Annotated in this window: 11 protein-coding genes; 7 read left to right on the top strand and 4 right to left on the bottom strand. The window is 32.6% G+C overall.

Annotated features, from left to right (window positions below; translation table 11 throughout):
- The 7 genes from KO464_07125 to KO464_07095 all read left to right on the top strand — a co-directional run.
- Positions 1-519: orotate phosphoribosyltransferase (locus tag KO464_07125; protein MCC7573146.1), on the top strand; the 519-nt coding region annotated here is incomplete at its 5' end.
- Positions 519-1,265 (top strand): orotidine-5'-phosphate decarboxylase, encoded by a 747-nt coding sequence (gene pyrF / locus KO464_07120; GenBank protein ID MCC7573145.1) that lies wholly within the window; start codon positions 519-521, stop codon positions 1,263-1,265. The genes KO464_07125 and pyrF, both read left to right, overlap by 1 nt.
- Positions 1,266-1,342: 77 nt before the next feature.
- Positions 1,343-1,702, top strand: a complete 360-nt coding sequence (queD, locus tag KO464_07115; protein MCC7573144.1) for a 6-carboxytetrahydropterin synthase QueD — start codon at positions 1,343-1,345, stop codon at positions 1,700-1,702.
- The gene (locus tag KO464_07110; GenBank protein ID MCC7573143.1) at positions 1,699-2,346 is read left to right on the top strand and encodes a 7-carboxy-7-deazaguanine synthase QueE; all 648 of its coding nucleotides are present in this window, start codon (positions 1,699-1,701) and stop codon (positions 2,344-2,346) included. The genes queD and KO464_07110 overlap by 4 nt, the downstream gene beginning before the upstream one ends.
- Positions 2,346-3,137: a GTP cyclohydrolase I FolE2 gene (locus tag KO464_07105; GenBank protein ID MCC7573142.1), complete on the top strand. Its 792-nt coding sequence runs from the start codon at positions 2,346-2,348 to the stop codon at positions 3,135-3,137. The genes KO464_07110 and KO464_07105 overlap by 1 nt, the downstream gene beginning before the upstream one ends.
- Positions 3,134-3,793 (top strand): 7-cyano-7-deazaguanine synthase QueC, encoded by a 660-nt coding sequence (queC, locus tag KO464_07100; protein MCC7573141.1) that lies wholly within the window; start codon positions 3,134-3,136, stop codon positions 3,791-3,793. The genes KO464_07105 and queC overlap by 4 nt, the downstream gene beginning before the upstream one ends.
- Positions 3,794-3,802: 9 nt before the next feature.
- Positions 3,803-4,486 carry a tRNA-binding protein gene (locus KO464_07095; GenBank protein MCC7573140.1) on the top strand — a complete coding sequence of 228 codons (684 nt, stop codon included), beginning with the start codon at positions 3,803-3,805 and terminating at the stop codon, positions 4,484-4,486.
- On the opposite strand, the gene KO464_07090 is transcribed toward KO464_07095, so the two are convergent.
- The 4 genes from KO464_07090 to rsmA form a co-directional block, all read right to left on the bottom strand.
- A complete protein-coding gene (locus KO464_07090) occupies positions 4,475-4,819 on the bottom strand; it encodes a cupin domain-containing protein (protein ID MCC7573139.1) in 345 nt (114 codons plus the stop codon). The two genes, KO464_07095 and KO464_07090, sit on opposite strands and share 12 nt — an antisense overlap.
- On the bottom strand, positions 4,816-6,630 hold the full coding sequence (locus KO464_07085) for a HAMP domain-containing protein (GenBank protein ID MCC7573138.1): 1,815 nt from the start codon (positions 6,628-6,630) through the stop codon (positions 4,816-4,818). The genes KO464_07090 and KO464_07085 overlap by 4 nt, the downstream gene beginning before the upstream one ends.
- 202 nt (positions 6,631-6,832) lie before the next feature.
- Positions 6,833-7,786 (bottom strand): hypothetical protein, encoded by a 954-nt coding sequence (locus KO464_07080; protein ID MCC7573137.1) that lies wholly within the window; start codon positions 7,784-7,786, stop codon positions 6,833-6,835.
- On the bottom strand, positions 7,783-8,574 hold the full coding sequence (rsmA, locus tag KO464_07075) for a ribosomal RNA small subunit methyltransferase A (GenBank protein MCC7573136.1): 792 nt from the start codon (positions 8,572-8,574) through the stop codon (positions 7,783-7,785). Before rsmA ends, KO464_07080 begins: the two co-directional genes overlap by 4 nt.
- Between the last annotated feature and the right edge of the window lie 74 nt (positions 8,575-8,648).

Here is an 8,648-nt window from a genome sequence, read left to right as displayed (position 1 = left end):
AGTCCCATTTACTGCGATACAAGAAGGCTGATATCCTATCCAAAAGAGAGAAAAAAGATCATATCGGGATTTTTAGAAAAAATAAAAGATATGGAAATTGAATCTGTAATTGGAGTTGCAACAGGCGGCATCTCCTGGGGTGCATGGCTCTCTGATAAACTTGATGTGCCGTTTGGATATGCTAGGTCTTCCCACAAGGACTATGGGAAAAAACAGAGCATTGAAGGGAATATTGATTTTGATAAAAATATACTTGTTATAGAAGATGTTGTTTCAACAGGTGGATCCCTTGGAAGGGCGATCAATTTATTAAAAGAGTCTTCTGCAAAATCTTTGAATGCCTGTTCTATATTCTCTTACCAATTTCCTGAATCTATAAAATTATTCCAAGAGCTAGATGTTCCTTTTCAAAGTCTTTTGTCACTTGAAGGCTTGCTTGAGTATGAATCAGATAAGATTGGCAATAGCAAGAGTGAAATTGAACTGTGGAGAAAGAATCCAAGGGAGTGGCGAAGCTAATGATTATGGATGATGATGTTCGGAAGAGGATATGCCTAGCGCTTGATGTTGATAATTTAGATTTGGCCAAAGAATTAGTTGAAGAGAGTTGTGAATATGTTGGAGTATACAAAATCGGGAAGGAATTATTTGTTTCTGAAGGAACTTCTTCAATCAAAATCCCACAAAGCTATGATAGGGATGTTTTTTTGGATCTTAAATTTCACGATATTCCAAACACAGTAGAAGGCGCTTCAAAGGCTTTGGTCAAGCACAAAGTCAGGATGTTTACAATTCACTCGATGGGCGGAAAAGAGATGATCCGGGCGGCAGTTAGGGGTGTAAATAGCGGTGTCAAATATTATGGAAATATCAGGCCAAATATTTTAGGCGTAACAGTTCTTACAAGCCATGATGAAAAATCTCTAAAAGATATTTTAATTGACAAGCCTCTTGACCATGCATTAGTGCAATATGCAAAAATGGCATCAGAAAATGGGTGTGACGGGATAGTTTGCTCCCCCAATGATATTAATATTATTAGGCCAAATCTTTGTAAAGAACTGATATATGTAACTCCCGGGGTAAGATTAAGAGACGATAAAGTTTCTGACCAAAAAAGGATATGCACTCCAGAAGAAGCAATTGTTAATGGCTCATCTGTTATTGTAGTTGGCAGAAGCATATTGAATTCAGACAATAGGGCTGAAATACTAAAGAGGATATACAAAGAAGTGGAAAAAGGGTTGAAGGAAAGTAAAAGCTGAGTTATTATATAAATTAAGAGAAATCATTATAAATTAATCTTAGTCTCTTATTGTATAGTTTTCTATATGTGATTATCATGAAATTTAGATTAAGTAAAACATTCAAATTTGATGCAGCGCACAAATTAGTTGATTACGATGGTGCATGTGCTAATCTACATGGTCACACGTACAAATTGATCGTTACAGTGGAAGGTACTCTAGATAAAACTGGGATGGTCATGGACCTTTTTGATTTAAAGAAAATAGTCACAGAAAAGATAGTAAGTAAGATGGATCATTGTTTTTTGAATGATTTGTACCCCCAACCAACAGTAGAGAATATGGCAAAGGATATTTTCTTAAACCTCGAAAAGGAATTTGAAAAAACTAAAGTTAAGCTTTTTTCTATAAGACTATATGAAGGTGAAGGCTCTTACGTAGAGGTCTTCCAATGAAAAATCTCCTTGTTTCTGAAATATTTACCTCATTCAATGGAGAGGGATTAGAAATTGGCAAGCCTACTATATTTTTAAGACTCTCTGGATGCAATCTCGACTGCAGTTGGTGTGACACTAAATATGCCAGCTATAATGCAGTTGAAAGAAGTACCGATGAAATCATAGAAGAAATTGATAAATTAAACAATGGTATTAATTCTGTTCTAATTACTGGGGGAGAACCTTTGCTCCAGAATATAGGAGAAATTGTTGATAAACTTCACAAAGAAAATTATTACGTAAGCATCGAAACAAACGGTTCAGTTTATAATGACGTTTTACTGAAAATTGATTTCATCAGTGTTGATATTAAGACTCCAAGTAGCAATAACGAAACAAATGATTTAGACATTTTCAAAAAGATTGTAAATGCCATAAAAAAAAGAAATGGCCAGATGAAGGCTGTAATCGCTGATAGAATTGATTATGATTTTTTAAAGAAATTTATTGAGGAAAACTCTTTTAACGTTCCTCTTATTATCCAGCCTTGTTGGGGCAAACTTAATTATAAAGAGTTATGTGAAATGTATCTTACAAATCCAATAAATCACAATAATGTCAGAGTATTGCTTCAGATACATAAAATTGGAGAGATCAAATGATTAACACTCAAGATGAGTCGCCAAAACATCAATTGAAACTTGAAAGAGTTGGAATCAAAAATCTAAAAACTCTTATCAAGATAGACAGAAATAACAAAGAATTTCGCCATATACCAAAAATCAATATTTTTATGGATTTAGACCAGGACAAAAAAGGAGTCCATATGAGCAGATTCATCGAGAGTATCACAGAGATCTTAGAAGATGAAGTCAGGGATAATCACAAATCACTAGAACAAATAGGCAAGCACATACTTGAAAAATTGAAGGTAAAACACAGCTATGTAAGCGCTGAAATTGAATTTGAATCTGAAATACCCATATACGAAAAGACACCTGTAAGTAAGAAGGATACAATTGAGATACACGATGTCAAAGTAAGGCTAGAAAATAACAATGGCACATGGATAAAAATATTAGAAGTGAGTGTTGTAGGAAATACAGCATGTCCGCATGCCTTGGCCGTTAATAAGAAGGGGACACACATACAAAGGGCCGTTGGGAATTTAAAGATTGAAACAGAGTTTGACAATGATATTGACCTCGAAGAGATGATTGAGGCCGTAGAAAATTCATTTTCATCAAGGGTATTTACTTTATTAAAAACTCAGGATGAATCATTTGTTGTAGATAAAATGCATACAAACCCACTTTTCGTTGAGGATGTTTGCAGAAATATGTTATCCCTTGCTTCTTCTAAATTTAAAAAATCAAAAATTCACGCAGAATGTTTGAGCTATGAATCAATACACAGGCATGACGTTTTTGCCGAGGGGGCGATAGAAACATGAAAACTGCCGTTGTATTGCTTAGTGGAGGAATGGATTCTGCAGTTTGCGCTGCAATTTCAAAAAAAGATGGGCATAATATTTACGTCCTTCATGTTGATTACGGGCAGAGGACAAATAAAAAAGAATATAATTGCGCAAAAGATATTTCTTCATTCTATAATGCACTGGATTTCAAGGTAATTAATCTTGATTTCTTGAAAGAGATAGGTGGCAGTGGGCTTACTGATAATTCTATTGACCTACCAAAAGCAGAAACTCAAGGGATACCACCAAGTTACGTTCCTTTCAGGAATTCCATCCTGCTCTCTTTAGCCACAGCATGGGCAGAAGTAGTTGGTGCAGAAGCTATTTACTATGGGGCAAATTCAATAGATTTCTCGGGATATCCCGATTGCAGACCTCTTTTCTTTGAGGCGTTTCAAGAACTAATTGACGCTGGGACAAAAGACGAAATAATGATTAAACTTAAAACACCACTTGCATACATGTCTAAAGGAGATATAGTAAAGAAAGGCATTGAGCTTGAAGTTCCATTTGAAAAAACATGGAGTTGCTATACAGAAAATGATAATGCTTGTGGGTTTTGTGATTCCTGCAGATTAAGGCTCAAAGGATTTCAGGATGCAGGGGAAAAAGATCCAATTAAGTATTTGTGAGGATTTCATATGGATACTCAAAATAACATAAATATACTTGTGGCAGAACAGGCATTAGAACTTCTTAAGAAGACATTGGAAAGCACAAGATTTGAAGGTGTGTGGAAAAAGAAAGACGCTCTTCAGATCACTGATTCAATGAAATCTGACATCATGGCCGTAAAATTTTCATACGCAGAAAAAGAGGACATAAGCGAAATAACTAAACCTATCAGAGAAAAAATATCTAAACTTCAATCGGCGCTTGGAGAAGGCTGGAGCTCAAATTTCCTTTCTAATTCGAGAAAAGAGAATAAAACCTCTACAAAAATGGGGATTGCTAAGATCATTTTTTCTATGAACACACTATATTTTGTAGATAAAAGAATAAAGTTGGACAATAAATATGGCGTGGATACTCTTGTTGGTAAAATTCTTTCAGTTTCAAAAGTATCTGATTCTCTTTTAATATGTAATGTTGACATAAAAAGGGCCATTACAGTTTTGACAAATGATATGTCTATCAAGGATGGAGATATTGTTGCAGTTTCTATTCTCCCTCCAAGAGAATTCTATGGCCAGATATCTGAAGGAATGTTCTGCGGGATTCATGGAGTTTTGAGAATTGAAGGTGAAATCGGAAACAGAGCGGAAATACCAATTGATGGGTACAAAGAAACTATGAATATGGTCCAGGATTTCCTAAAGCATTGATGGAATTATGCACATGATCTCTAAGTCATCATTTCCAGTGTTGATATAACAGTGTAATTCGTTTGGTGGGATATATATAACATCGCCTTTTTTTACTGGACTTTTGCCATCTTCAGTCTTTAAAAATCCTTCACCTTTTAGGATAAAATTTTCATGTTCCCACTCGTGCTTGTGGTATGGGGAAAATCCTTCTTTTTCAATTTTCATTATTCGCATATAGAAATTTTTTGCCCCTTGGTCTTCACCGACCAAAGTAGTTATAGAAACACCTTTAGCATTATCTGCTTTAATTTTATTTTCTTTTATATCCTGAACATTTTTATGAAAAATCATAGTATCACATGTTTTTTGGGCAATATAACTGTAAATGTACTGCCTTTCCCATATTCTGATTCAACATTTATCATTCCATCATGTTTTGTTATGATATCTAATGAGATTGGAAGTCCAAGACCTATGCCTTGTCTTAATTCATCGTCTACTTCTGCCCTATAAAATTTTTCAAAGATATTATTGATATCCTTGTCACGGATTCCAGTACCATTGTCTATAATTTTTACTTCTATTTCGTGACTTTTTTCTTCTATCCTGATTTTTATTTCTCCATTTTGATTTGAGAAGTTTACTGCATTTTCGATTAGATTTACAAAGACGTTAGTAAGCTTTGCTCTATCGCCTTCTAGATAAAAATCTTTACCGCTAGAACTTAAAGATAAATCTATCTTTTTCTTATTCGCCAAAATAATAAAATCTTGGACTATTGTTTTAATTAATTCATTAAGATCGAATTTTTCAATAATAAGTTTTTGACTTTGAAGACCTAGCAAAGTAAACTCTTCAAGTTCCCTGACCAAAGAACTCAATCGTTGTACATTTCTTTGAATAGAAGTTATCATTTTTTTGTTATGAGGATCAATTTTATCCATATTAATAAATTCATTACTTACACTAATCACAGCAAGAGGATTATACAATTCATGGGCTATCGCATCAATAAAATCTTTCTTTGCCTTGTCTGAGTTCTCCAACCGGTTGTAGGCTTCTTGAAGTTTCTCTGTTTTATTCTGAACTTCAATTTGTAAAGTTTTGTTGAAATTTTCCCTTATTTGAGAGGTCCTTTTTAATTTTTCAGTCATCTCATCCATTTGTCTTGAAAGAATTGCTATTTCATCTTCCCCATCAAAACCTACTCTTAAATTAAAATTGCCTTTGCCCACCTCTTCTGATTGTTGAGATATCATTTCTATGGGAGTTACTATCTTATCTCTTATATACCCAGATAAAGAATAATTTACACCCAAATCTATTAAGACCATTACAGTAATAACAATAAAAAAAGTTTCAATGATAGTGGTATCTACAGAGTAACCTAAACCAATTCGAATAATAGCAACAATACATCCAAGTCCAATTATAATTATATTTGTAATATATAGTATTTTTATGCGTAACGTGTCAAGTTTTTCTTTTATGCTTATGTCTGGCTTAAAAAAATCATATTTTAAAACAGCATACGCAAATAAGGCCATCATTAAAGAATTTGTTATTGGAAGAATGTATATATTGCTTGTAAGTTCTGGATATTTTTCTATAAATCTAAAAATGAAGTTGATTAAGATACTTGCAGATATTGGCATAAGTGTTCCAATAAATGCCAAAATATTTTTTCTTTTTTCTACTAATAGTGAAGATGATCGATAAGAAGAAAAAAGGAGAAATAAGCCATAACCAAAACAAATTAAATAATATGCAAAAAATATATTAAAAGCAGGCCCAAAAACTTCTTCATATTTTCCATCACTAATTATTATATCTTTTACCAAAAAATCAGTTAACAGAGAACCCGAGAATATAATACTTATTATTACTAAGTATTTGTCTTTAAATAAAAGTTTCTTCTTAGATAAATCTGAAGCCCAAATTAGATATAACGTGGGAGTCCATATAACAAAAAAAATATTCATTTTCTCCCATATTAAGTGATGTTCTCTAATAATTATTAGGGGATTAGTTATTATTATTCCTGCAATAAAAAATGCTATAAAAGAGAATAACAAATTTAATCTAGATTTATAATTACTTTTAATTGCGTAAATACCTAAAAATAAATTTATAAAAAAAACTAATAAAATAAGTTCGTACATGTGGATCAGAAGGTTTATTCATAGACCCAAAAAGCTGGTTTAACTTGTACCCAAAAGTTTGGTGCTGTTAAATAAACTGTTCCTTCATTTTCTTTTAAATGCATTTTAATTAATTCATGTGTAGTTTTATCCATAAAATCACCTACCATTTATTTTTTAAATGATTAATATATAAATTTAACTAAATAAAATTGCGAATTTCTCAATTTATTATATCTTTTAATATATCCTCTCTTTTATTTTTAAATTTATCAATACTTGAAGATATTTTACTTGAAGAATCTTCAAAGAACTCGTTTAAATAGCGCATATTATATTGCCTTATAGATTCAATCGCCATTTTTTGATACTTTAGAGAAATGCCAAGTGTATCTTCTAAAATATTTGTTTCGATAAATGCTGCTGCGATATCCATTACTTCTGCTTTTCCTGCATCAACTAAATTCTCATTTTCAAGATACTCAATAGCTTTAACAAGGGGGTAAGTCATCTGGCCAGAAGTAAAGTCATCCTTCCATCCAAGAACATCATTAAACAGCTGCATCGAAGTTCCCCAACATTCCATCATGGAAAAAAAATCTTTTCTTTTTTTTTCATCTGATCCTTCAAGGTACAAATACGATAAAATCGGTATTCTCAAATGGAATGCCTTCCTTGCCATATGCTCATAATTATAGTTTTTCATTTCCTCTGTCAATAGACCCTTATAGATATAATGCTGTTTTTCAAAAAGAACAGCATTTGAAAAATGTGTTAATGTATCTTCTAGATCTTTCAAAAAACTTTCATTTCTCCCTATTAGCTTAAAGCATATTTCATACATCTTGAATTCACAGATGTTGGATAAAAGAAGTAAGTTCCTGTCAATTTTTTCTGGATTGTCCAGTATGTCATCAATAATTCTCAAATGCATTATCCCATAAACATCGAGATTGGCAAGTTTTCTAGAAACATCTTCTTTGTCCTTAATATCAAATCCGTCTGAAAGCCAATATGGGAAAAGAAGAAACGTATTGAATCCTTTCAGAGAAACTTTGAATTTATCAAGAAAGGTAATCCCTAGATCAGAAATTGGTTTTTCCAGACCTCCTATAAAACAATTGACATCACTAAGAACCTGGTTAATCTCTTTATCAAAATCATCAAAAAAAATCATAATATCCCTTCAAGCCAATCACTTATCTCTTTTATTTCAAAGATATCTAGGGTATATACTCTCCTATCCTTATAAGGGATTTCATCGAGCGATTGCTTGAATTCTTTTCCTTTTCCAAATATATCTCTTGAATGATAGATTGCCTTATGGACAATTTTATTTCTGTGTGTAAAAAGAGCCCTGACTGTGTTTTCAAAGACATCATTTATTTCAAATTTTTTATCCAGTTTGATGTGAGCTATGGAAGACCATACCTTTGGTTCAGGATAAAAGGCCGAAGGAGGAACATCTCGTAAGACCTCAATTTCGGAATAGATTTTAGACATTACAGAAAGCCTAGAATAATCTTCTTCGCCTGGATTTGAAATAAATCTCCTTGCAAATTCTTTTTGATACAGTAATGTTGCAGTTTCAAAATTCATTTCAAATAATTTGAATGTTATCTGTGAGGATATGGCATAAGGGATACTCGAAACAACTGTATCAAAATTTTTGTCTTCAAACTTTAGGAAGTCATCGCAGACTATTTCAACATTATCAAAATTATACTCTTGTTTTAGAATATTGACAAGATTCTTATCCATCTCTACAGCAACGACTTTGTCACATACTTTTGATAGCTTTTCTGTGAGAAATCCCAATCCTGGCCCTATTTCAAGGACTTTTCCCTTGCCATAGGATGCCATGAATCTTAAGACTTCATCAGAAATAAGAAAATTTTGAGAAAAGCTTTTAGACGGGCTTATTTTGTATTTATTCAAAAGATAAAAAAGTCTGTCTGGTATCATTCCATCTCTTTTGGGGGTCTGCTTACAAAAATAGAATATCTATCAACTTCTTGCATCTCATTGATTATTCTATT

This window comes from Methanofastidiosum sp. (assembly GCA_020854815.1).
In the GTDB taxonomy this organism is placed as follows: Archaea; Methanobacteriota_B; Thermococci; order Methanofastidiosales; family Methanofastidiosaceae; genus Methanofastidiosum.
Note: the sequence above shows the minus strand (reverse complement) of the source record. Positions and strands in the feature narration are given on the sequence as shown.

Coding starts and splice junctions, on each gene's coding strand:
- KO464_07085 (MCC7573138.1), bottom strand. CDS start 6,630: ATGTACGAACTTATTTTATTAGTTTTTTTTATAAATTTATTTTTAGGT.
- KO464_07080 (MCC7573137.1), bottom strand. CDS start 7,786: ATGATTTTTTTTGATGATTTTGATAAAGAGATTAACCAGGTTCTTAGT.
- KO464_07090 (MCC7573139.1), bottom strand. CDS start 4,819: ATGATTTTTCATAAAAATGTTCAGGATATAAAAGAAAATAAAATTAAA.
- KO464_07095 (MCC7573140.1), top strand. CDS start 3,803: ATGGATACTCAAAATAACATAAATATACTTGTGGCAGAACAGGCATTA.
- rsmA (MCC7573136.1), bottom strand. CDS start 8,574: ATGATACCAGACAGACTTTTTTATCTTTTGAATAAATACAAAATAAGC.
- queD (MCC7573144.1), top strand. CDS start 1,343: ATGAAATTTAGATTAAGTAAAACATTCAAATTTGATGCAGCGCACAAA.
- pyrF (MCC7573145.1), top strand. CDS start 519: ATGATTATGGATGATGATGTTCGGAAGAGGATATGCCTAGCGCTTGAT.
- KO464_07110 (MCC7573143.1), top strand. CDS start 1,699: ATGAAAAATCTCCTTGTTTCTGAAATATTTACCTCATTCAATGGAGAG.
- queC (MCC7573141.1), top strand. CDS start 3,134: ATGAAAACTGCCGTTGTATTGCTTAGTGGAGGAATGGATTCTGCAGTT.